We start from the raw sequence: 23,081 nt of genomic DNA, 5'->3' as shown, positions 1-23,081 counted from the left end.
CGCCGCAATGCAGAAACCGATCACCGCGTTCGAGCTGCTCGGCCCGCTGCCGCGGGGCACCACGGTGCTCGAGGCCAGCGCGGGCACCGGCAAGACCTACGCCATCGTCGGGCTGGCCGTCCGCTTCGTCGCCGAGGTCGGCGTCGACCCGTCGGACCTGCTGCTGGTCACCTTCACCAAGGCCGCGACCAAGGAGCTGCGGGAGCGGACCCGCGACCGGTTCGCCTCCGTCGCACGGGCATTGGCGGACCCGACCGTCGTCGACCCCGACCCGCTGATCGCGCACCTCGCGGCCGGCACCGCCGACGAGGTCGCGACCCGGATCCGACTTCTGCGCCAGGCCCTGTCGAACTTCGACGCCGTCACCATCGCCACCACCCACAGCTTCTGCCAGCGGGTGCTCGACGGCCTCGGCTTCGCAGGCGAACGCGACCCGGACGCCGAGATGGTCGAGGAGGCCACCGACATCCGGGACGAGGCGATCGGCGACCTGTACCTGCGCACCTTCGCCCGCAACGCCACCACGCCGATGACGCCGCAGCTCGCCCGGACCGCCGCCCGCATGGCCGTCTTCGACCCGCACGCCGTGCTGGCCCCGCAGAACGACGAGGGCACCCAGGCCGGCGACGCCGTCGCGTTCGCCGCCGCGGTCCGCGCGGAGTTGCTGCGCCGCAAGCGATCCGCCGGGATCCGCGACTTCGACGACCTGCCCGCCCTGCTGCACGGGGTGCTCGCCGACCCGGTGCACGGCGAGGCCGCCTGCCGACGGGTCCGCGACCAGTTCGCGGTGGTGCTCGTCGACGAGTTCCAGGACACCGACCCGCTGCAGTGGGGCATCCTCGGCCGCGCCTTCCACGGCCACTCGACGCTGGTGCTGGTCGGCGACCCCAAGCAGGCCATCTACGCGTTCCGCGGCGCGGAGGTGCTCAGCTACATCGACGCGGTCGGCGCCGCGGACAGCCACCAGGAGCTGATCACCAACTGGCGCAGCGACGCCGGGCTGCTCGACGCCCTCGCGCACCTGCAGGTCGGGGCGCGGCTGGGCCACGACCAGATCGTGGTGAACCCGGTCGACGCCGCCAAGACCGGCTCGCGGCTGACCGGCACGCCGCCGATGCGGCTGCGGGTGCTGCCCCGGCACGGCGCCGGCCCGCTGAACAAGAGCGGGATGCCCGCGGTCGGGCCGCTGCGATCCCGGGTCGCCCGCGACGTCGCCGCGGACATCGTCGCGCTGCTCGAGGGCGACGCCCGGCTGACGCTGGGCGGCGGTCCCCGGCCGGTGGCGCCCGGGGACATCGCGGTGCTGGTCAAGGTCAACAACCAGGCGCTGCGGGTGCACGCCGAGCTGACCCGCGCCGGCATCCCGTGCGTGCTGGCAGGCGGCACAAGCGTTTTCGTGACCGCGTCCGCGCAGGACTGGCTGTGGCTGCTGCAGGCCATCGAGCAGCCGCACCGCGCGGACCGGGTCCGGCTCGCCGCGCTGACCCCGCTGCTCGGCTACACCGCCGCCGACCTCGACACCCGCGGCGAGGAGATCGTCGGCACCGTCGGCGGGCAGCTGCGCGACCTCGCGGCGACGTTCGCGCGGTCCGGGTTCGCGGCGCTGTTCGAGCGGCTCGCCGCGATCGGGTCGCTGGAGTCGCGGCTGCTGTCCCGGCCGTCGGGGGAGCGCACCCTGACCGACCTGCGGCACATCGCGCAGCTGCTCAACGCCGCCGCCGTCGAGCAGTCGCTCGGGCTGACGTCGATCACCCGCTGGCTCACCGACCGGATCCAGGACCCCGCGTCCGGCGGCCTGGACCGCAGCCGGCGGCTCGACAGCGACTCCGCCGCCGTGCAGATCTCCACCGTGCACGCCAGCAAGGGCCTCGAGTACCCGATCGTCTACCTGCCGTTCGGCTGGGACCCCGGGCGCAGGCCGACGCCCGACACGCTGCTGCTGCACGACGACCACGGGCAGCGGATCCGCGACGTCGGCGGCCCGAGCGGCAACGGCTACGCCGAGCGGCTGCGCCGGCACAAGGAGGAGGAGGCCGGTGAGGAGCTGCGGCTGCTGTACGTCGCGCTGACCCGGGCCAAGTGCCAGGTGGTCGCGTGGTGGGCGCCCGGCTTCGCGACGTCCAGCTCGCCGCTGCACCGAATGCTGTTGGGCCGCAGCCCCGGCGGCGCGGAGGTTCCGGCGAGCGCCGGGGTGCCCGACGACTCGGTGATCGCGTCGCGGCTGACGGACTGGGCCGCCGGGGCGAACGGCACCATCGAGGTCGAGTTCGTCGGCCCCGATCCGATCCCGGACGCGGCCTGGGCCAGGGCGGGCGACGACGCGGGCGAGCTGGCCGCGGCCCGGTTCGAGCGGGTGCTCGACCAGGCGTGGCGGCGGACGTCGTACTCGGCGCTGACCGCGTCCGCGCACGACACGCCCGGCGTGGGCAGCGAGGTCGAGGACGCGGAGAAGGCCGACGAACCCGCCGAGCCGCCGCTGACCGTCGTCGCGGCGGCCGGACCGGGGATCGCGTCGCCGATGAACGGGATGGCGGCCGGCGCGATCTTCGGCCTGCTGGTGCACGCGGTGCTCGAGGTGGTCGACACCGCCGCCGACGACCTGGACGCGGAGCTGTTGCGCTGCTGCGAGGCCGAGGTGGCCGCCACGATGTCGGCGGTGGACCCGGCGGCGTTGGCGTCGGCGCTCGGGGCTGTGATGCGCACCCCGCTGGCCGGGGCCGGCCCGACTCTTGCGGAGATCGCACCGTCGAACAGGCTGCCGGAGTTGGAGTTCGAGATCCCCCTGGCGGGCGGGGACACGCCCGCCGCGTTGACGGTGATGCTCGATGGGCTGGCCGGGCTGTTGCGCGAGCACCTGCCCGCATCCGACGCGCTGGCGGCGTACGTCGATCACCTGGCGACGCTGGAACCGACGCCGCTGCGCGGGTACCTGACCGGCAGCATCGACGCGGTGCTGCGGCTGCCCGGCGGACGGTTCGTGATCGTGGACTACAAGACCAACCGGCTCGCGCCCGGCGACCTGACCACCGACAACTTCACCCGCGAGGCGATGGCCGCGGAGATGATGCGGGCGCACTACCCGCTGCAGGCGCTGCTGTATTCCGTTGCCCTGCACCGCTACCTGCGGTGGCGGCTGCCCGGCTACGACCCGGCGGTGCACCTCGGCGGCGCGCAGTACCTGTTCGTGCGCGGCATGGTCGGGCCGGACACCCCGGCCGGCTGCGGCGTCTTCGACTGGACGCCGCCCGCCGCGCTGGTGACCGGGCTCTCGGACCTGCTGGCCGGGATCGGTGCGGGCCATACCTCGGAGGTGACGGCGTGACGGACGTGCGGGTGGCGCAGCGCGGCAAGGGCGCGCTGCGCGAGTTCAACGAGGCAGGCGTGCTCGCCGCCGCGGACGTGCATGTGGCGCTGCGGCTCTCGGCGCTGGCGGGGGAGCAGTCGGAGGCGGTGCAGTTGGCGACCGCGCTGGCGGTGCGGGCGGTGCGGCTGGGGTCGGTGTGCCTGGACCTGGCGAAGATCCGTGAGGTGCACGTCGACGAACGCTGGGACGAGGAGTGCGAGCCGGTGGACCTGGCCGCGCTGCCGTGGCCGCGGGACGAGGAAGTCGCGGCGGCGCTGCGGGCGAGCCCGCTGATCGTCGGCGGCGTCGCCGGCCCGCTGCGACCGCTGCGGCTGGTCGACACCGACGACGGCGGTCTGCTGTACCTGGAGCGGTACTTCCGGCAGGAGGAGACGATCCGCCGGGTGCTCGACGAGCGCGCCGGCGTCCATCCGATGGTCGACGAGGGCGCGTTGACCGCGGGCCTGGGGGAGCTGTTCCTGCGTGAGGGCGGCGGGCCGTCGGACGCGCCGGACCGGCAGCGGATCGCGGCGGCCGTCGCCGCGACGCACGCGACGTCGGTGATCGTCGGCGGGCCGGGCACCGGCAAGACGCACACGGTGGCACGGGTGCTGGCGCTGCTGACGCGGCAGCCGGGGCCGACGCCGCGGATCGGGCTGGCCGCGCCTACCGGCAAGGCGGCCGCGCGGCTGCAGGAGTCGGTGCGCGATCAGGCCGACGGGCTGGGCCTGCCGTCGACGATGACCGCGATGACGCTGCACCGGATGCTCGGCTGGATGCGCGGCGGGCGGTTCCGGTTCAACGCGTCGAACCACCTGCCCTACGACGTGATCGTGGTCGACGAGACGTCGATGGTGTCGCTGACCATGATGTGCCGGCTGCTCGAGGCGCTGCGCCCCGACACCCGGCTGGTGCTGGTCGGGGACCCGGACCAGCTGACCTCCGTCGACGCGGGCGCCGTGCTCGCCGACCTGGTCGCGCGGCCGGTGAGCAGGGTCGAGAACCCGGTGCTGGCCCGGGTGGTCGGCGCGGACCTGGACGCGTCGGACGATCCGGACGAGGCCGCGCTGAGCGAGGGCGAGCGGGACCGGTTGCGCGGCGGGGTGGTCCGGCTCAGCCGCGGCAGGCGGTTCGGCGGGGCCATCGCCCGCCTGGCGGTCGCGGTGCGCGACGCCGACGAGGACACGGTGCTGGCGATCCTGCGGGACGGGTCGGAGGAGGTGTCGTTCGTCGGCCCCGATGAGCTGGCGGCGCTGCGCACCGACGTGGTGCGCACCGCGGCCGCGGTGACCGAGGCGGCGGTCGCGGGCGATGCACTTGCCGCGCTGCGGCATTCGGAGGCGCACCGGCTGCTGTGCGCGCACCGGGCCGGGCCGTTCGGCGTGACCTGGTGGGCGCGGCAGGCGATGGACTGGATCGGCGACGCCACCGCGACCCGGCTGGACCCGGAGCGCTGGTATCCCGGGCAGCCGCTGCTGGTGACCGCGAACGATCACGAGACCCGGATCTACAACGGCGACACCGGCGTCGTGGTCCGGCGCGAGGACGACGAGCTGGTGGCCGCGTTCGCCCGCGGCGACGAGCCGTTGATGCTGAACCTGAGCTACCTGTCGGCGGTGCAGACCGTCTACGCGATGACCATTCACCGCAGCCAGGGCAGCCAGTACGACACGGTGTCCGTGGTGCTGCCGGGGGAGGAGTCGTCGCTGCTGACGCGGGAGCTGTTGTACACGGCGATCACCCGGGCCCGGAAGCACGTGCGGATCGTGGGGACCGAGGAGTCGGTGCGGGCCGGGGTGCGGCGGCAGGTGTTGCGGGCGAGTGGGTTGCGGCGGGGGTGAGGGGTCAGCCGGCCTTGGCTCCGCTGATGACCCGCGCACTCGTCACGGCAGGTCTCGGTAGACCCCGCTGCGCTGGCCGAGCGTGAGGACGAGCACGAGGAGTTTGCCGTCGTCGACGGTGTACACGATCCGGTAGTCCCCGACCCGCACCCGCAGGTAGCCGGGATGCCCGACCAGTGCCGTCGCGGCCGGGGGGCGAGGCTCGTCGCGCAGCAGTGTCAGCGCCGTGAGGATGCGGGCCTGCACAGGTCGGTCGAGCCTCCGGAGTGTCTTGGCGGCGCGGCCCGTCAGCTCGACCGTGTAGCAGTCACCCAATGCTCAGGCCCAGCTCCCGGGCGATCTCGTCGAGGCTGACGGTCGGCTCACCGGCCTCCATCGCCTCGCGCGCGGCGTCGGCGGCTGCGGCGTCCTCGGCGTCGTGGAGGGCCTCGAGTGCGCGGCGCGCGGTATCGGCGTCCATGAGGACGACGCCGGGCCGGCCATGCTGGGTGATGGTGACCGGTCCTCGTCGCGCCAGGTCGAGAGTGGCGGCCCACTGCTGGCGGGCCTGAGTGGCAGGGACTGTGGTCATAGCTAAATTGTACGTTTTAGCGGTAGATCGGGGAAGGTGAAATTGTCGGAGCAAGGCGGGGGGAACCGACGGGCCGGGTGCCGCGTCTAACTGGTGTGGAGGCAGTGTCGATGGGTGTTCGGGTGCGCGTTGGGTTCGTTCTCGCGGTGGTGTGCGGCGCGGTGGTGCTGGCGGGCTGCGGTTCCGAGTCGGTGAGCGGTCAGGCGGCACCGGAGGGGTCAGCGGCCGGCGAGCCGGTGTTCAGCCCGTGTGACGACCTTCCGGACGACGCGATCCGTGCGGTCGGGATGGACCCGGCGACCGAGTCGCGGGACATCCTCGGGGTTCATCAGCCGGGCTGGAACCTGTGCCGGTGGAACAACAGCACGCACTTCCTGAGGGTGTACTCGTCGACCTTCACCCTCGATGATGTGCGGCGTAACGATGACTTCGAGGAGTTCGCGCCCGTCGACCTCGGGGGACGCGAAGCGGTGACGTTCCGTGACGTCGCGGACCGGGAACGATTGTGGTGTGACGTTGCCACCACGTCGGCGGGGGGAGCGGTGATGGTGTCGATCTCGGAGTCCGGTCCGGATCCGGCGGTGGAAGAGCCGTGTGCGGTCGCGTTGCAGACCGCCCGCACCCTGCTGCCCCACATTCCGGAGTAGAAGTTCGAACAGCGAGGAGACTGGGCATGACCGAAGTGGGACGCCTGGGATGGGAAGCGGTGGGGGCCTCGGTCGCTGCTGGCGATCTCTATCTCGAGCCCGGCGTGGCGAGCAGGTGCGCGAAGCGGTGCGCAGAGTTCGCGGCCGAGCTCCGGGCGCTGCGGGACGAAGCGAAGGCGCTTGGCCGAGTCGACGGGTTCGGGCCTCTGCCGAGCGGGGTAGCCCTGGCCACGAAGTTCGCGAAGAAGGCGGTCGGCGGCGACTACTCGATGGTCGACGCGATCGGCGACCATATCGTCGAGGTCGAGCGGATGCAGGCGACGTTCGAGCAGATCGAGGCCATGTACGGCGCGTCGGAGCAGCGCGGCGTGGACGGCATCACCGGGGCGGGCGGCGGACTCTGATTCGGTCGCACGGATCGGTGATCGGCGTGCCCACTGCGCGGCAGGACGGCCGAGGCAGTCGACGAGGGTCACACCAACTCGACGGCGCACGGCAGTTCGGGGGCGTGGGCCAGTCGCGAGTCGGCCGTGACGAGCGGGGACGTCGAGCAGGGACGCGACCGCGACGTAGAGGGCATCGTAGAAGGACAGGTTGTCGCGCAGCGACCAGGCGAGGTTCGCGACCGCGCCGGTGTGGGTGTAGCGCCGGTCGATCAGCGCCGGTGCGGTGATCAGCCCGGTGTGCGCCTCGACGGCGCTGATGAGTCCCGCGCGCTCGGGACGGCGCCGCACGTTTCCCGTCTCCGCATCGATGAGATGCGGTGCGTGGCAGCACATCTCGGGAAGTCGTCGTCGCAGATCGTCCGATTGCGGAGTCCGGTCGAGTATGCGAGCAGTAGCGCGGACGCGTCCAGCACGCAGTCGGTCACCTGCGGTCTGCCCCGAGGTCCTCGAGGATCGACTCCCGGGTGGCTCCGGGCGCATCGGAGTTTGACCGCGCCGATTCCATGCGGGCCAGGACCTCGTCGGTGGTCGGTGTCGCGGCGAAGTCGATCAGCACCTCGCGCAGGTAGGACTCGATGGTCCGGCCCGCGGCCCGTGCGCGTGTGCGGATGACCTCGTAGGTCTCCTCGGGTAGTTCGCGGATCTGGATGTTCGCCACAGCGCCAGTTTAGCGCTGGATTGCAGGTGGGAGGCCGGTTGCAACCCCGATTTCGGCCAGGCCGCGGGTCAGCGAGGGTCGTCGAACAGGGTGAGCTCGTTCGGTTCTTCGAACAGCTCCATCTGCCGCGGCGGTTGAGCCGCGGGCGCCGGGGCCAGCCCGGGCCGGGAGAAGCTGACCATCCGCAGGGCGCCGCTCAGCGCCGCGAGCGTGTCGGCCCAGGCCGCCGCTTCGCCCTCGCAGAGTGCGATCTCGTTGGGATCCGCCTCGGCGCGAGCCTTTTCGAGCGAACCTCGCCATTCTGCCGTGCGTTCCGCGCTGATCCGCATGTACTCGAGGATGGCGGCGCGGTCGCGCTCGCAGACGTCGGCGGCGGTCTCGGCGTCGAGGTCGCCCTCGCCGAAGAGCACCAGTTGCATCACCGCCATCAGCGACGGCGGCACGTCCGGTTCGCATTCGTGGTCGGCGGCCGCCGAGGGCGTGGTGCGGTAGCCGACGGCGTCGAACCGTGCGGCGAACGATCGGTCGACGGTCGCGAGGAACGCGGTGACCCGCTCGAGCAGGTCGGTCAGATGCCGTGGCACGAAAGGGAATCCGGGCACCTCGACCACCGCGTTGAGGCGGTCCTCGCGGAGTACGAACCGCAGGTGCGACCAGCGTGCGGTGAGATCGGCGACCGTCTCCGCGGCGCGGGTCCGGCCCCCGATTCGGTAGAGCAGCGGCACCCACAGCCGGACAACGGGCTCGGTGGCGTGCGGGATCACGAACACCGCGTGCCCCTCGATGGTCAGCACGAAGTCGCCGTCCCCGTCGACCTGAGGCTGGTCGCCGAGGAGGTCGGTGAGGGCGGTCTCGACGAGGTCGCGCAGGTGGTCCGGGTCGCGCGGGGCGACGGCCAGCATCGGGTCGACGTCCGAGGCGAGCCAGTCCCGCACGGTGGGTCCGGCGAGACTGCCTGCCCGCCCGCCGACGGCCTCGGTCCGCAGAAAGCTCGGATGCGGCACGCTCCATACGTCGCGGAACGCGGTCACGGCCATCGACGCTAGCTGATCGGACCACCGGACGGTGCGGTCGAGGAAGTGGGCGGGCGACCCGTCTCCGGGATCGTCGTCGGGCGCGCAGGTGGGGTGCTGCCAGCCGAGTTCGATCAGCAGCGCCTCGTCGGCGGGCGACAACGCGAACCGGGGGTCGAGGAACGCGTTGGAGGGCACCTCGCAGCGGACCAGGTCATCGGCCCAGGCCAGGAACTGCACGCACGGGAGGTAGCCATCGACGCCCGGCTCCTCCGCCAGTTCGACCACGAGGATGTCCTCGCCGCGCATCGTGCCGATGTGGTCGGCGAGGGTGCCACGGAACTCGCGCCAGGCCAGTTCGACGGCCTGGTCGAACTTTTCGAGGTCGGGCAAGGGTGTGGTCCCATCTGCAGCGCGCACCGGCCGCACTCCCGACCGTCGGCATGCAGGGTAACGCGAGCGCCCGACATTCTGGCCCAGGACGCGGCGGAGCATACGTGCAGCGGTGATGCCGAACGCCTGCTCCTGCAGTTGGGGGGTGGGTTCGACTACGTGGTGGCCGGGGTGACGCCGAGGTCGCCCTCGACGTGCTCGCCGGAGTCCCCGCAGGCGCAGTCGTCGCCGCAGCCGCCGCCACCGCAGTCGCCGGCGTAGCTGTCGTCGTCGGCGTCGCAGTCGAGGGTGCCGCCGAACCGGGCGGCGAAGTCGTCGTCCAGGTCGTGGGTGAGGTCGTGGACCTCGTCGATCAGGTTGAGCAGGTGCTGCGGTGCGAAGGGGTCCGCGTCGAGGAGCGTCGAGACCAGCAGGTGCTCGTCGCTGAGCGTGAACCGCAGCCGCGGCCACTCCTCCGACAGCTCGACCAGCTGGGTGGTGGCCTGGCCGCGGTCGGTGATGCCGGTGACGATCGACGACCACAGGTGCAACTGCGGGCCGTCGTCGGCGACGGTCACGTACACCGCGAAGCCGTGCACGGGGATCGCGATGTCGCCGTCCTCGTCGGTGTCAGGCTCGGAGCCCAGCAGCTCGGCGATGGTGCGAACGCACAGGGCGTGCAGCTGGTCGTGCTCGTCGGTGACCACGGCGAGCGCGCCGTCGATCCGCAGCGGCTGGTCGTCGGTGGTGTCGTGGTCGGTCATGGTTCCTCTGTCCTGCGCGGGGGTGTGTGCGGGTCCACGGTAGCGCGGGGGAGTGACCGGGGGTTGTCCGGCGGGTGCTCGGGAAGGGATCAGCCGAATGCCGCCGCCGAGGGCATTCCCGACCACGGCGACGACGTGGATCGTAAATCGCAGCAGGACCAGGGTGAGGACACTGACGACTACTCCAACCGAGATGCGTCGATAGACTCCGCCGCTTGCAAGGAGAACGACCGACGCCAAGTATGAAAGGGTGATGGCCCACACCCGGCCGGGGTCGTGAGTCGGTCGCAGACATCGTCACGATGCCGACGGTGGCCGCGGCCGGATTGAGCGGTCCGACCTCGACATCGCGTACTACGACTCGACCTTGGCGATGGCGCAGAGGTGGTTGATTCACGGCAGGTTCGGAGTCGTGCGCCAACCATGGTTCTCTATCCATCGGAGAATTAATGCAGGTAGGTCACCAGTGGGGTCGGTGCCGGTGACCAGTGGCCTGTCCCCGCAGCGCTCGCAGGTGATTGTCATGACCCGCCGTGGGGTTGGCAGCGGACGCAGAGTCAGTGCTCATCGAGCCGGCCGGCGGCGTCAAGATGCGGCTAGACGGTGCCGAGGTCATCGAGGTGCGGAATAAACTCCCGCCTCGTTGACGGTCAGTAGTCGCAGGTTGGGGTGGTTTACCCGGTTTTCGTCGGGGCGTGGATCCGCGGCGACGCAGGCGCGGGAATCGTACCCACGGCCGGGGTCTCGACCGGTGCCGGTCGAGGTTGGAGCGCGTCAGCTCGGTCTTGGCGGTGAAATCGGCGAGGGTTGGGCCGGAAATGCGCACTTGGATCGCTTGGGCGAGTTGGGATTCGGTGGCCCACCGACGGTCGGCCTGTGCGCCGCCCCTTCGCGGTGGCGACCTCTCGGGAGTAGGCGGCGCGTTCGAGGGTGTAGGTCTGTTCCATCTGTGCAAACAGTGCGAGCAGCACGACTGCCAGCTGTCCCATCGGATCGCCCGGGTCGGAAGAGCCGATGCGGATCAGATCGTCCAGGTTGCAGTCCCCGATCCCCGCGCTCGCGCAGGTTGTGGACCAGGTTCGGGGTGTCGCACGCGTTCGGCCGACCTTGTCGAGGGTGTGCGTGACGATGACATCGCCGTCGCGGGCGTACTCGGGGAGTCCGGGACGGTCGGTGGTGGTCGGAGGAGCTCGGGTGGGGCGATGTCATGTCCCGGATTTGCGGTCCACCTAGATGCGGTCCGGGGCGATACCGGCCGTGGTGAGGGCGTCGATCTGCCGGTCGAGTCCGGCTTGGTCGTCGACACCCGCGCATAGCCCAGCTCCGCCCGGGAGCGTATCGAAAGTTGTTCCCGTAGAAGGATTTCGACACCCTGTTTTGGAATCAACTTATGAGACGGCGTGGGCTGGGGCGATCCGCCCCGTCACCCCGGCGGGCGACCGTCTCACTTCTAAGGTTGTGGAACACCGTCGGCAATAGATCGTTGCCGTTGTCGGCACTTCGAATGCATCAGGCCGAACCTGTCACCCGATCGTGCCGCAATCCCGACCGATGATGCTTCGCAACCTCGACCGGACGACCGGACTGCCCGGGCTTCCCGGATCCGGGAGCAGCGGCTTCGGTTCACTACTCGGAGCACCGGACTCCGGGTTCCGGGTGGGTCCGGGGTGATCGCCCCCGATCGGCCCAGGGGAGCGGCAGCGCCGTCGAACCGGACCGGGTGGTGTTGCGCAGGCCCGTCGGCCGCGGCACTCCGGTCACCGTCGCCACGGCCCGCACCCTGCCCGGAGACATCGGCTGGCCGACCGACACCACGGCCCGGCGGTCACCTCCCGGGGGTCGACCACGGGACCCGGCGTGCGAACCCGTCACCATCGGAGATTCCCGACCCCCTCGCCGCCGGCCGATGGGATGATCGGAAACCGGCTTTCCACCAGCATAAATGCCGTAACGCTTCTTATCGGCAAACTTGCCCGGCTTTCCCGACATGTTCGACATCGTCGGGGGCAGCGACGGCATACCGTGCGGAGCCGCGCCCGAAGTGGCCGCGCCCGTATTCTTCACGGGCCCCTCGCCTGCCGGTGCAGTCCGAGTGGGGTAACCCGTTCAACACTGCATGGAGAATGGTCATGACCAAGGCACTACGCGCGGTTTCTCTTATCGTCGCGATCGCGGCGCTCGGAGCTGCCGGCTGCTCGTCGGACGACACTGCATCAACTTCGGATCCGATCACCGCTGACACGGGGGCAGGCTCTGCGCCCACACAACTCGAGGCCGCACCGAGCTCGGATCCGACCTCGCTGGACGCGGCGGCAGTGTGCCAAATGATTGTCGATCTGGGTGTCGGGGCGAACTGCACCGAGTCCGAACCCGGGGGTCTCGGCATCGGTGCCGATGAGAACTACGAGTTCGAGCTGCCGTCGGTGCCCGGCGAAAGCGGCCAGGTTCTGGTGTTCTCGAACAGCAAGATCTATGACAAGACCGTCGCGGCCTTCGAGGATGTCGCTTCGCTCGCCGGCCCGCACCGATACGGATCATCGAACGCCCTGGTGTTCGTCCAGATCAACGAGGGGCTCTCGGCCGCGGACGGGCAGAAGGTCGAGCAGTTGGTCTCCGGCCTGTAGGCGCCAGCCGGTCGGATGCCAATGCCTGGCCGGCCTACTGCCCAATGCGCCGCAATCGACGGGGTACTCCCATCATCAAGCTGTCGAGGAACAACCGCGCACGGCCCCTCCACTGAATCCACTGTCACTCAACACAGCTGAGGCGTCGCTTCGATCGTCCCCACCCCGATGTAAAGTTTCCGATACATTCTGACGGGTGACCGGGACTGATCGAGGGCAACGCAGTGGCTGAGGCGACAAGCAGTACAACGACCGCGCGGATCGTGTGGGACACGGCCGACAAGTACCTCCGAAACATTGTGGACGAGGAGGACTACGGCGATTACATCCTCCCGTTCACCGTGCTTCGCCGGCTGGAGTGCATGCTCGCGGACACCAAGGAAGAGGTGACTGCGTTCGTCGCCTCGCTTTCGAGGATGCCTCCGCACCTGATCGACATCGCGGTGAAGGACAAGTTCGGGCTGAGCTTCTACAACGTCTCGCCGCTCGACCTCGCGACGATTGCATCGGTCGACGACAACGTGGACAAGTCTCTACAGAGCTACATCGATGGCTTCTCGAACAACATCGCTGACATCTGGACCTCCTTCGACTTCAATCGCCGTGCGAAGGTTCTTGCCGACGCCAACCGGCTGCTCGCTGTGGTCAAGCACTTCTCGAAGCTCGACCTGTCCCCGGGTGAACTCGCCAACACCGCCATGGGCGATGTTTTCGAGGACGTGATGTATCGCGCCTTCAACAAGAAGGGCAAGGCCGCGGGTAACTTCTACACTCCGCGCGATGCAATCAAGCTCATGGTCGACATCTTGATCACCAACGATGACGACGGCCTCGCGGGTGAGAGTGCCTTGCGCTCCATCTACGACCCGACCGCCGGTTCCGGCGGAATGCTGCTCGTCGCGCAGGACGCGCTCAAGCGAATGAACGGGAAGATCGACGTCACGCTCTACGGCCAGGAACTCATGGCGTCGGCGTTTGCCCTCGGCAAAGCGGACCTGTTGATCCAGGGTGGTCGGCCAGACGCAATAAAGCAGGGCAACACCCTCCTCAAGGATCATTACGGTGATCAGACCTTCGACTATGTGCTCTCCAATCCTCCGTTCGGCATGGACTGGTCGGCAGACGAGAGGGCGGTCAGAGAGCAAGCCAAAGCTCACGGGTCACGCTTCAGCCACGGTCTGCCGAGTACCAGTGACGGTCAGATGTTGTTCCTGGCCCACTGCGCATCGAAGCTCAGCCCCGCGGCGAAGAATGGCCAGGGCGGCCGAGCCGCCGTCGTCTCGAACCAGTCGCCGTTGTTCAACAGCGACAACGGGCCCAACTCGATCCGCCAATGGCTCCTCGAGGAAGACCTGATCGACGCGATCGTGGCTCTGCCCACGAACATGTTCTACGGCACCGGCATCGCAACCTACGTCTGGATCCTCGACACGAACAAGGATCCCGAGCGCAAGGGCAAGATCCAGCTCATCGACGGCTCCGGCCAGTGGGACTCCCTGCGGAAACCGATGGGTGATAAGCGCCGCGAGATGGGGAAGGACCACCGGAAAACGCTGATGGAGGCGTATAAGGCGTTTGATCAGGCTGATCCTGCGATCTCTCGCGTGATGACTCCTGAGGACTTCATGTTCCGCGACGTGCCTGTGTACAAGCAGGCGCGCTTCGCGACGCGCTTCAGCGGCGAAGTTGTCGAGTCGCTGCGCAGCCGCCGCGACTTCACCGAGGATCACGCCGCGATCCTCCGTTCCCTTGACGGCACCACCTGGAACGACCTTCCCAAGGCGTTGCCGGAGGCCGCGAAATCGGCCGGATTGAAGGCGCCGGTCGGTTTGGTCGACGCCGTGATGAAGGCGATGGCCGTGGAGGATGACGCCGCACCCCTCGCAGTTGATCGGAAGGGCAAACCCGTGATCGTCTCAGGGTGGAAGATCACCGAGCGCGTGCCTCTGAGCGAGGATCTGGACGAGCACATGGAGCGCGAAGTGCTGCCCTATGCGTCTGGCGCTCAGTGGGACGAGACCAAGGCGAAGAACGGAACAGACATCCCGTTCACCCGGATGTTCTACGTGCCTGAGGAGCCCCGACCGTTGGCGGAGATCGACACCGAGGTGGAGAAGCTCATGGGCGAGTTGACCGCTATGTTTACGGCGGTGAGCGAAGAGTGAGCAGCGCCCCGTTCTGGGCGAATGTGTCGCTCGTTTCAGCATCCGAACCGCCGCTCGGGTTTCAGGTCTCTCTAGAAGACATGGTCTCGGAAACCGGCCAGCTCGTCGATGGCGAGTTGGCCACCTATGCGGCGAGTGGCACGCCGTTCAGGCCGGGCGACCTGCTTTTCGGAAAACTGCGTCCGTACCTGGCCAAGTACTGGCTTGCCGATCGCCCCGGCACGGCCGGTGGCGACATCCATGTCTACCGGCCGGAGGCTGGAGTCGACCCCCGCTATCTCCAGTACGTAGTCGGTAGCCGTAACTTCGTTCGGTTCGCCGAAGCCGCGTCCAAGGGCACCAAGATGCCACGCGTGGAGTGGATGAGTCTTCGCGAGTACCCGGTGGTTCAGTTCCCACCGGAGGTGCAACATGGGATAGCAGACTATCTGGACCGAGAGACAGCCAACGTAGACGCAGTGCTGACGAGAATGGATCTCCTGAGCAACGCGTTGGGAGACCGAACTCGGAGCACCCAGACGAGAGCCGTGTTTGGCCTCGCGTCAGGACAGCGATCCAGCGCCGCCGATGCCCACTCGCCCCTCTCCGGCATCCCCGACCACTGGGGTCGTACCAAGTTCGGATACGACTTCACCGAGAGCGCCGAGCGGAATGGGGATAGCACGCCCGGGCCTCTTCTGTCGATCTCCGAGTACCGGGGCGTTGAGCTCAACACTCGTACTGAGGGCCAACAGGCGTCGCTGGATGTGTCGAAGTACCGCATCGTGCGACCCGGGCAGCTCGCAGCCAACATGATGTGGCTCAACCACGGCGGGATCGGCGTGTCGTCGCTGACCGGCTACATCAGCCCCGACTACAAGGCGTTCTGGATCTCGGACCGGTTCGAGCCCCGCTACGTCCACCATCTCTTCCGAAGTTCGCGGTACATCGACTACTTCGCCGCCATCGCGACCGGCGTCCGGCCGAACGCGCAGCGGGTAACCAAGACCGTGCTGGACGCGACCCCGGTCCCGCTCCCACCTCTCGACGAGCAGATCAAAATCGCGGACCAGCTGGACGAAGCCGCGGCCCGCGTCGACGCCATGCTCGCGAAGGTCGCCGACCTCAAGGCACTGCTCCTGGAGCGTCGCGCGGCACTCATCACCGACGTGGTCACCGGTCGGAAAGAGGTCGCGTGATGAGCGATGCGCAGCTGATGGAGGCGGAGTTCGAGCGCAACCTCTGCACAGAGCTCGCGGAGCGCGGATGGCTGTACGAGAACGAGGGCAAGCCGACGAGCTGGGACATCGGCCTGGCGATGGTCCCCGTTGACGTACTGCACTGGCTTACAACCCAGTACCCGGATGAGTACGAGAAGGCCGTACCCGCAGACCTTGTCGACGAACAGAAACCCGCAGCCGAGCGGAAACTGCTGCAGCACATCACCAAAGAGCTCGCCAAGCAGACGAAGATGGACGCCACCACCGGTCACCCGGTCGGCGGTCTGCTCGGGGTGCTGCGCAAGGGCTTCACCTACGCCCAGGTCGGTCGTCCCGCCGCGAAGTTCGGGCCGATGATGGAGTTCCCGCCCGCCAACCCCAATCTCACAGAGGTGGTAGCGGCTGCCGAATCGGTGCGACTGCGCGTCCTGCGGCAGGTGCGATTCGACACCGCGACCAACGAGACCATTGACGTAGTGCTCCTCGCGAACGGCTTGCCGGTCGTGACGATGGAGCTGAAGACCGACAACACCCAGACGGTCAACCATGCGATCCGCCAGTACAAGGAGGATCGCCGGCCTGGGAAGAACCGGGCACTGCTCGCGCCCGGCCGTGCCTTGGTTCATTTCGCGGCATCGAATGACCTCGTCTACATGACCACGAAGCTGGAGGGCGAGGACACCGTGTTCCTGCCCTTCAACCAGGGCAACGAAGGCCATGAGGGCAATCCGCCGTCGGGTAGCGGCTCGTCGACGAACTACCTGTGGCGCGAGATCCTCGCCCGCCCGACGTTCATGCGCATCCTGAAGGACTTCGCGCTGTTCGAGCCGAGCAAGTCCGGCAAGAAGGAAGGGCGACTGGTGTTCCCGCGCTTCCACCAGCTGCGCGCGGTCGAGCGTGTCGTCGGTGACATCGAGGCGAACGGGACGGGCAAGCGCTACCTGATCTGGCACTCGGCCGGCTCCGGCAAGACGAAGACGATCGCGTGGCTCAGTCACCGGCTGATCCGGCACATGAGCGCGGACTCGAAGTCGACGTTCGACTCGGTCATCGTCGTCACCGACCGCAACGTGCTTGACGAAAACATCCGCCACGACATGAACCTGGTGCAGTCCAGCAAGGGTCTGGTCGTCAGCGTCGGGGAGAAGTCGGGAGCGAAGTCACCCCAGCTGAAGAAGGCACTCGTCGAGGGTGACCACATCATCACCTGCACCCTCCAGACGTTCCCCGAAGTCATGAAGTTGATCGAGGATACGAAGGAGCTCCGCGGCCGGCGCTGGGCGGTAGTCGCAGACGAGGCGCATTCCTCCCAATCAGGCTCCGCAGCGAAGAAGCTGAAGGAGCTACTGGTCGACGTCGACCTCGACCCGGACGACGAGGACATCAGCGCCGACGACCTGCTGCTGGCGAAAGACTCGGCGATTGCCGCATCCAGCAACATCACCTTCGTCGCACTCACCGCGACCCCGAAGGCGAAGACTCTGCGGCTGTTCGGCACCGAGCGTGACGGCCGCTGGGAAGCCTTCGACACGTACACGATGGCACAGGCGATCGAGGAGGGCTTCATCCTCGACGTGCTCACCAACTACTCCACGTACGACATGTTCCTGCGGGTGAAGAACGCGGTCGAGGACGAGCAAGAAGTCCGCGTCAACACCGGCGAGGCAGTCACCAACATCGTTCGGTTCGCCCGGCTGCACCCGACCGCGATCGCGCAGAAGGTCCGTGTCGTCATCGAGCACTTCCGGCGGAACGTGATGGACATGCTCGGCGGTGAAGCAAGGGCAATGGTCGTCACCAGCTCACGCGTCGAAGCTCTCAGTTGGTCGAAGAAGATGAACTCCTACCTCCTCGAGCAGGGCTACACCGACATGAAGACCCTGGTCGCCTTCTCCGGTTCCCTCACGGACGAGGACACCGGCGAATCCGTCACCGAGGTCTCGCTCAACGACCGCGGCGACATCGCCCGCGCGTTCCGCGAGGAAGACGAAAGCCGGGTACTTATCGTCGCCAACAAGTTTCAGACCGGATTCGACGAGCCGCGGCTCATGGCGATGTATGTCGACAAGAAGCTCAGCGGTGTCGCCACCGTCCAGACGCTCTCACGGCTCAACCGCACCTACCCAGGCAAGACCGCGCCGATGGTTGTGGACTTCAGGAACTCGCCGGCGAGCATTCAGAAGGACTTCAAGCTCTACTACTCCGATGCCCACGTCGAGGGTGACGTCGACCCCAACGCCTTGTACACGCTCGGCGAGCGCCTCGACACCTCCGGCATGTATACGCATGACGAGATGGACGCCGTCGCCGACGCCTTCCTCGCCCACTCTGGTGGGGAGGCGATCGCCAAGGTCCTCGCGCCGATCAAGAGCCACTGGAACGGTCAGACGCGGCAGGCAGTGCTCAGCAAGGACAAGGCGAAGCGAGAGGAACTCGAGCAGTTCCGCGCCGACGTGATCAGCTACCGCAACGCCTGGCAGTTCCTCAGCCAGATCGTCGACTACCAGGACGCAGACCTCGCACGCCGTGCGATCTTGGCGACATTGCTGGCGCGCAACCTTCACTCCGCCGGCGAGGACTACGACGACAGCTACCTGGAGGGTGTCCAACTCTCCGGCGTGAAGCTTGTACCGTCCGCGATCGGTGAGAACCACTCGCTGAGCGAGGGCAGCAGCGAAGGGATCAAGCTGCCCACCTTCGATGGAGAACACAAGGGCGGCGGCGCGACAACGCAGCGGGGTCCGCTCGACGAGGCCATCGACAAGGTGAACGAGATGTTCCAGGCCAAGGGTGTCGACGTGAGCCCGGAGAGCGTGGCCGGGTTCATCACGACGTTCTGGGGTTTCCTCGACGCCAGCGAGGAGGCCGTAGCGATGGCGAAGAACAGCACTGTCGCTCAGCTCAAGGCGTCTGAAGGATTCAGTGGCGCTGTCGGCCTCGCGGTGTTCAAGACGGTCAGCGAGGCACAAGAGATCCAGTCGTACATGACCGATCCGGCATTCCTTGAAGCGATCACTGACATCGCCGCGGATGCAATCCACATTCGGTATCGCAAAGCCCCGGAGGCTGGGAACGGCGTTGATCTGGCTGAGGACGCACGAACCGCACGTAAGGCACTCGGCGCGTTGGCTTTTCTGGAGGAGGGCTGGCTCGACGGCGAGGCAGGACAAGCCATCTCGACACAGGTGATCAATCGAAGTGTTGAAGTTATCGACGCGATGACGAATCTGGGGAACGTCACCAGGTCGGTCTTCCCGACCGAGGAAGGTGGTGTTCGGTTCTACTGGCCAGACACCGAGAACCAGCTGTCGATAGAGGTCGAGCCCTCATGTGCGCTCTACGTTCATACTGCGGACGTGGCAGCGGGGACCTTCCAGGATGCAGCGGTGCCCGAGAACGCAGATCTAACCGATCGACTCGCAACATGGTTGATCGGAGAGGACGCGGACAATGAGTGAGGACGCAACTGTGTTCAGACGTGAACGGATTGTCGCCGGTGAGACGGAACTTCTTCGCCCCATCATCGGTGTCTGGTGCAACGACGGTGTAGTCGGTCCGGATGCGTTCAATCTCAGTAGTGCCGACAAGAAGGACTTCAACCGACTGTCTATCGTCCGCGGCGACGCAACAACTCCCGAGCAGGCGTACATGGCCCGAGCCGCCTCGATAAAGGCTCGGTGTGACGCCTCGGGCAAACCGTACACACCTCCGGTTGGTGTCCTAGCCGTGACCGTGGAAGAGGTCGAGTCCATCGAGATCAAGTCGCCCGCAGGCAGTGAAAGCCGATGGCCACTCACCGTGTGGGACGACTCGATGAATGACGATCGGCCAGATGATCACGGTCATGTCGACTTCAACGATGTGCCTCCCTCTGACAAAGGAGCGTGTCTGCTCGCCGCGAAGACGATGCTTGCAACGGCACGGGCCAGAGGCTGGAAGTTCAGCCCTGCGGAGCACGCGGAATAGGGATGTCCGATCCAGCCATGAGCCTCGCTTCCGTCGGAGATGCTGTCCGGAACGCTCGTCGCAAACGCGGCTGGTCTCAAACGCAGCTGGGCGAGGAAGCAGGGGTTTCCCGGCCGACGATCGCCCGCATCGAACGCGGCGACGATGTCTCAGTGGCGACTCTCGCCAAGGTGATCGCAGCGGTGGGGCTCACGGTCAAGATCGAGGCGGCGCAGTAATATCGCCTCCTGGCTGTGCCGCCGGTACGGCTTCTGCGACGAATCGTTGCCAGTCAAGTAGACGTGACAGGAAGCTCTGAGCCCGCACCTCTCGTGGCCGCCACCCGAACTTGGATCCGACCGAATCGGTCGCAGCGGCGGTGCGCCAGACCTAATGGGACCTGCCAGAACCATTCCGCAGTCGTGACCAGCGCGACCGCCGTCTCCGGGTGTCCTGTTTGCCCGTCCTGCATGTTGGTTCGGTAGGCGTTGCCATTCCCGGACTATCCACCTCTTGGAGGCCGCGACCGGCCCGGCCTACGGGAAGCGTTGACGGCGTGCCGGGCCGGCGACACCCTGGTCGAGGCTCTCCGCTCAGTCGCAGCCAGCCCGTGTCATAAGAGCTCTTACCGGCATGCTCCAGCACCGGTCGGGGGTCCCCACACGGGGTGGACGGCGCGGGCGACGGGCCACTCGGTGGAGCAGTCCAGGATGCTTGGGTGCCGTGGTTGTAGTGTCCAATTCGATTCGCCCCGGAACGTTGCGGGTGCGGTGGGCCGGTGACGTAAGTGCGCATTCGTCGAGGGGGCGAAGCTATGGGTTTCCTGACTCCGATGTACGAGCTGGGGGAGTATCTCGACTGGACTCGATCCGGTGAGATCCAGCTTCCCGACTTCCAGCGTGGGTACAAGTGGGAGGACGAGCGGATCCGTCAGCTCCTGGTGACGGTGCTGCGCGGCCATCCGCTCGGGGCCGTGATGTTGCTCAAGACCGGCAACGCCCAGGTTCGATTCAAACCGCGACCCATCGAGGGCGTTGATCTCCCGCCGGGGACGGCTGCGAAGTTCCTTCTGCTGGACGGCCAGCAGCGGTTGACCTCGCTGACGCAGGCGTTGAGCGGTGACGGTCTGGTGGCGACTAAGGACAGTCGAGGGAAGTTACTCGATCGCCGGTACCTGGTGCACATGGAGACCGCCCTCTCCGATCAGAACCGTGTGGACGAAGCGGTGGTCTCCATCCCCGGGGACGGAGTGATCCGGACGAACTTCGGCAAGGAAGTCGCACTCGACCTGTCTGATCACGACAAGCAGCGACAGCACGGGTACTTCCCCCTGCATCTGCTGTACGGCGACTACATGAGCTGGATCCTGGACCTCGACGACCCCACGCTTGGCAAAGAGTTTCACAAACGGTTCATCAAGCCGGCCGCCACCTACGACATTCCGGCGATCGTGCTGGACGAGAACACCGACAAAGCAGCGGTGGCAACCGTCTTCGAGAAGGTCAACATCGGTGGGCTCCCACTCAACGTGTTCGAGCTGCTCACGGCCGTGTTCGCAGGGGACGCCGGCTACTACGAACGCACGGGCGCGGACTTCCGACTCAACGACGACTGGAAGGAATCCCAACTCAAGTGGTCGGCATATCCGGTCCTGGCCGCCGTGGAGAACACCGACTTTCTCCAAGCGCTCACGATGCTGGCCACCAGGAAGCGGCACCTGGCCGACAGCTCGGACCGGCCGCCGGCGATCTCGGCCAAGCGCGAGGACGTGCTGAAGCTGACCTTGGAGGACTACCTGGAGTGGCGTGATCCGCTGCGCGAGGCGTTCATCTGGTCGGCCACCTTCCTCGCCGATCGGCACATCTTTGCCCGTCGTGACGTCCCCTATCCCAAGCAACTCGTCCCGTTGGCGGCGATCAAGGTCGCACTCGGCAAGGGCGCCGACCTGATCAGCGTCAGCCAGCGACTCGTGCGGTGGTACTGGTGTGGTGTCCTGGGTGAGCTCTACGGCTCGACTATCGAAACCCGGTTTGCCCGAGACATCGAGGCGGTCCCGGCATGGGCGACAGGGGCCACAGAGGCTGCGCCGCGCACCATCCAGGACGCATCCTTCACCGAGTCCCGGCTCCATTCACTGCGGACCCGCAACGCGGCGGCCTACAAGGGCCTCGCCGCATTGATCCTCGATGGCGGAGCCCGAGACTGGATGGAAGACAAGGCACTCGACAAGGTGCAGTACGTCGACCTCGCCGTAGACATCCATCACGTGTTCCCGCAGAAGTGGTGTAACGACAACGGGGTCGACGACGAGCACCGGGAGAGCATCGTCAACAAGACCACGATCAGCGCACGCACCAACAGGGTCATCGGTGGAGCAGCCCCCTCGGCGTACCTGGCGGTGATCGAGAATCGGGCGCAGATCAGTACCGACGGGCTCGATCACCTCCTCGACACGCATTTCGTCCCCGCGGCCAGGCTTCGCAATGATGACTTCGACGGATACTTCCGTGAACGGCGCGAATCGCTGTGCCGGTTGGTCGAATCGGCGATCGGAAAGCCGGTGCAGCGAGACATTGATGAAGGACATGCGGAGGAGGACTCGTCATCGTTCGAAGTCGAGGACTTAGTCGAGGACCCTGTCTCGCAGATCGACTGATCCGGCGCATCGATTGAGAAGGCCGCCGGGTTCCTGATCCCGCGACCTGGGGAGGAACCGCATTCAGGATCGACCTGATACCGGATGGGTCCAGGACTGCTTCGGTGGAATGCATTGGAATCCCGCTGCCCAAGCATCTTGCTCACATCGGGCAGGATGGCTCCCTTGACGATCTGTACGAACAGGCCCAGCTTGGGCGGTTGTCCCAGGCGATGAAGCTGCCTTCAGACATCCGGCTCGTCGCGGATGATGTCCGGGTCGGCTTGATTCACGACCACAAATCACGCCCAGCGGCACCCGCAGGTAGACGGCGCACGTTGCGGGCTCCTGCCCGGCCGACTTCGCCCCGATTCAGCCAGTACCGCCGGGTGAGCCACCTGTGATTTGCGGTAGTTTCTCGGACAGGCAGGCGCAAGGGGACCGCGTGCTTGATCGGCGTATCAAGGGGGAACGATGGGGGAGTCGACGGAAGTCTCGGCGAGGGCGTGTGGGGGCTACGCATGAGCCTGTATGTCGACAATGATGCGCTCGATGGAATCGTTAGCATGCTCCGGGCGTCCAGCTCCGCGCTCGATGCTGCCGGCGAATCAGCTCCGTCCGCGATCGATGCCGGTGACGCAGCACCGGCCATGCTAGGAATTCATGGCTAGATTGGCCGAGGACGCTGGCCAGCTCGTGGTGGCGCTGGGGGCGGCGAGTGAGGCTGTCGGCGATGCCAACGCGCGATACCGCGAGCAGGACGTGGCGACCGCAGACGCGCTCGGCACCGCGTGGACCGGTTAGCCGATGCCCATCCACACCCGTATCGACGGGAATCCCGAGAGCATCCGTGCCGCA

The 23,081-nt window shown here is 67.2% G+C and carries 18 protein-coding genes; 12 read left to right on the top strand and 6 right to left on the bottom strand.

The window, feature by feature from the left end:
* Positions 1-7 precede the first annotated feature (7 nt).
* Both ACFXMV_RS15955 and recD read left to right on the top strand, forming a co-directional pair.
* Positions 8-3,322 carry a UvrD-helicase domain-containing protein gene (locus ACFXMV_RS15955; RefSeq protein WP_378503083.1) on the top strand — a complete coding sequence of 1,105 codons (3,315 nt, stop codon included), beginning with the start codon at positions 8-10 and terminating at the stop codon, positions 3,320-3,322.
* Complete coding sequence (gene recD / locus ACFXMV_RS15950; RefSeq protein ID WP_378498954.1) at positions 3,319-5,184, top strand: exodeoxyribonuclease V subunit alpha; 1,866 nt, start codon at positions 3,319-3,321, stop codon at positions 5,182-5,184. Before ACFXMV_RS15955 ends, recD begins: the two co-directional genes overlap by 4 nt.
* Positions 5,185-5,226: 42 nt before the next feature.
* Here recD and ACFXMV_RS15945 read toward each other — a convergent pair whose 3' ends face one another.
* Positions 5,227-5,499, bottom strand: coding sequence for a type II toxin-antitoxin system RelE/ParE family toxin (locus ACFXMV_RS15945; protein WP_378498955.1), 273 nt, complete (start codon positions 5,497-5,499; stop codon positions 5,227-5,229).
* The gene (locus tag ACFXMV_RS15940; protein WP_378498956.1) at positions 5,492-5,755 is read right to left on the bottom strand and encodes a type II toxin-antitoxin system Phd/YefM family antitoxin; all 264 of its coding nucleotides are present in this window, start codon (positions 5,753-5,755) and stop codon (positions 5,492-5,494) included. The genes ACFXMV_RS15945 and ACFXMV_RS15940 overlap by 8 nt, the downstream gene beginning before the upstream one ends.
* A gap of 122 nt (positions 5,756-5,877) precedes the next feature.
* Between ACFXMV_RS15940 and ACFXMV_RS15935 the strand changes: the two genes are divergently transcribed.
* Together ACFXMV_RS15935 and ACFXMV_RS15930 are read left to right on the top strand one after the other, a co-directional pair.
* Positions 5,878-6,402 (top strand): DUF3558 domain-containing protein, encoded by a 525-nt coding sequence (locus tag ACFXMV_RS15935; protein ID WP_378498957.1) that lies wholly within the window; start codon positions 5,878-5,880, stop codon positions 6,400-6,402.
* 26 nt (positions 6,403-6,428) lie between these two features.
* Positions 6,429-6,806 (top strand): hypothetical protein, encoded by a 378-nt coding sequence (locus ACFXMV_RS15930; protein WP_378498958.1) that lies wholly within the window; start codon positions 6,429-6,431, stop codon positions 6,804-6,806.
* Between the two features lie 463 nt (positions 6,807-7,269).
* Here ACFXMV_RS15930 and ACFXMV_RS15925 read toward each other — a convergent pair whose 3' ends face one another.
* The 4 genes from ACFXMV_RS15925 to ACFXMV_RS15910 all read right to left on the bottom strand — a co-directional run bounded on the left by ACFXMV_RS15925 (position 7,270) and on the right by ACFXMV_RS15910 (position 10,785).
* The gene (locus ACFXMV_RS15925; protein WP_378498959.1) at positions 7,270-7,506 is read right to left on the bottom strand and encodes an antitoxin; all 237 of its coding nucleotides are present in this window, start codon (positions 7,504-7,506) and stop codon (positions 7,270-7,272) included.
* A 68-nt stretch (positions 7,507-7,574) separates the two neighbouring features.
* Entirely contained in the window at positions 7,575-8,912 is a 1,338-nt protein-coding gene (locus ACFXMV_RS15920; RefSeq protein ID WP_378498960.1) for a hypothetical protein, read from the bottom strand.
* 155 nt (positions 8,913-9,067) lie between these two features.
* Positions 9,068-9,655: a hypothetical protein gene (locus ACFXMV_RS15915; RefSeq protein ID WP_378498961.1), complete on the bottom strand. Its 588-nt coding sequence runs from the start codon at positions 9,653-9,655 to the stop codon at positions 9,068-9,070.
* 674 nt (positions 9,656-10,329) lie between these two features.
* Positions 10,330-10,785 carry a hypothetical protein gene (locus ACFXMV_RS15910; protein ID WP_378502190.1) on the bottom strand — a complete coding sequence of 152 codons (456 nt, stop codon included), beginning with the start codon at positions 10,783-10,785 and terminating at the stop codon, positions 10,330-10,332.
* Positions 10,786-11,784: 999 nt separating this feature from the next.
* Between ACFXMV_RS15910 and ACFXMV_RS15905 the strand changes: the two genes are divergently transcribed.
* From ACFXMV_RS15905 to ACFXMV_RS15870, 8 genes are all read left to right on the top strand, one after another.
* Entirely contained in the window at positions 11,785-12,279 is a 495-nt protein-coding gene (locus ACFXMV_RS15905; RefSeq protein ID WP_378503048.1) for a hypothetical protein, read from the top strand.
* A 224-nt stretch (positions 12,280-12,503) separates the two neighbouring features.
* Positions 12,504-14,444 carry an N-6 DNA methylase gene (locus tag ACFXMV_RS15900; RefSeq protein WP_378503049.1) on the top strand — a complete coding sequence of 647 codons (1,941 nt, stop codon included), beginning with the start codon at positions 12,504-12,506 and terminating at the stop codon, positions 14,442-14,444.
* Positions 14,441-15,622 carry a hypothetical protein gene (locus tag ACFXMV_RS15895; protein ID WP_378500849.1) on the top strand — a complete coding sequence of 394 codons (1,182 nt, stop codon included), beginning with the start codon at positions 14,441-14,443 and terminating at the stop codon, positions 15,620-15,622. The genes ACFXMV_RS15900 and ACFXMV_RS15895 overlap by 4 nt, the downstream gene beginning before the upstream one ends.
* Positions 15,622-19,101, top strand: coding sequence for a type I restriction endonuclease subunit R (locus tag ACFXMV_RS15890; protein ID WP_378503050.1), 3,480 nt, complete (start codon positions 15,622-15,624; stop codon positions 19,099-19,101). Before ACFXMV_RS15895 ends, ACFXMV_RS15890 begins: the two co-directional genes overlap by 1 nt.
* Positions 19,094-19,609 carry an endo-1,4-beta-xylanase gene (locus tag ACFXMV_RS15885; RefSeq protein ID WP_378500527.1) on the top strand — a complete coding sequence of 172 codons (516 nt, stop codon included), beginning with the start codon at positions 19,094-19,096 and terminating at the stop codon, positions 19,607-19,609. The genes ACFXMV_RS15890 and ACFXMV_RS15885 overlap by 8 nt, the downstream gene beginning before the upstream one ends.
* Positions 19,610-19,611: 2 nt before the next feature.
* Positions 19,612-19,827, top strand: coding sequence for a helix-turn-helix domain-containing protein (locus tag ACFXMV_RS15880; RefSeq protein WP_378503051.1), 216 nt, complete (start codon positions 19,612-19,614; stop codon positions 19,825-19,827).
* Between the two features lie 575 nt (positions 19,828-20,402).
* Positions 20,403-22,244: a DUF262 domain-containing protein gene (locus ACFXMV_RS15875; protein ID WP_378503052.1), complete on the top strand. Its 1,842-nt coding sequence runs from the start codon at positions 20,403-20,405 to the stop codon at positions 22,242-22,244.
* Positions 22,245-22,886: 642 nt separating this feature from the next.
* Entirely contained in the window at positions 22,887-23,027 is a 141-nt protein-coding gene (locus ACFXMV_RS15870) for a hypothetical protein (RefSeq protein WP_378500530.1), read from the top strand.
* The last annotated feature ends 54 nt before the right edge of the window (positions 23,028-23,081 follow it).

Source organism: Rhodococcus sp. NPDC059179, from assembly GCF_042754885.1.
Lineage (GTDB): Bacteria > Actinomycetota > Actinomycetes > Mycobacteriales > Mycobacteriaceae > Rhodococcus_G.
The sequence above is the reverse complement of the archived record's forward strand: the minus strand, read 5'-3'. Positions and strand labels throughout refer to the sequence as shown.

Bases quoted from the DNA above. Each gene is read 5' to 3' on its own strand.
- ACFXMV_RS15955 (WP_378503083.1), top strand. From the start codon at position 8: ATGCAGAAACCGATCACCGCGTTCGAGCTGCTCGGCCCGCTGCCGCGG.
- ACFXMV_RS15940 (WP_378498956.1), bottom strand. From the start codon at position 5,755: ATGACCACAGTCCCTGCCACTCAGGCCCGCCAGCAGTGGGCCGCCACT.
- ACFXMV_RS15930 (WP_378498958.1), top strand. From the start codon at position 6,429: ATGACCGAAGTGGGACGCCTGGGATGGGAAGCGGTGGGGGCCTCGGTC.
- ACFXMV_RS15915 (WP_378498961.1), bottom strand. From the start codon at position 9,655: ATGACCGACCACGACACCACCGACGACCAGCCGCTGCGGATCGACGGC.
- ACFXMV_RS15905 (WP_378503048.1), top strand. From the start codon at position 11,785: ATGACCAAGGCACTACGCGCGGTTTCTCTTATCGTCGCGATCGCGGCG.
- ACFXMV_RS15890 (WP_378503050.1), top strand. From the start codon at position 15,622: ATGAGCGATGCGCAGCTGATGGAGGCGGAGTTCGAGCGCAACCTCTGC.
- ACFXMV_RS15885 (WP_378500527.1), top strand. From the start codon at position 19,094: ATGAGTGAGGACGCAACTGTGTTCAGACGTGAACGGATTGTCGCCGGT.
- ACFXMV_RS15880 (WP_378503051.1), top strand. From the start codon at position 19,612: ATGTCCGATCCAGCCATGAGCCTCGCTTCCGTCGGAGATGCTGTCCGG.
- ACFXMV_RS15875 (WP_378503052.1), top strand. From the start codon at position 20,403: ATGGGTTTCCTGACTCCGATGTACGAGCTGGGGGAGTATCTCGACTGG.
- ACFXMV_RS15870 (WP_378500530.1), top strand. From the start codon at position 22,887: ATGGCTAGATTGGCCGAGGACGCTGGCCAGCTCGTGGTGGCGCTGGGG.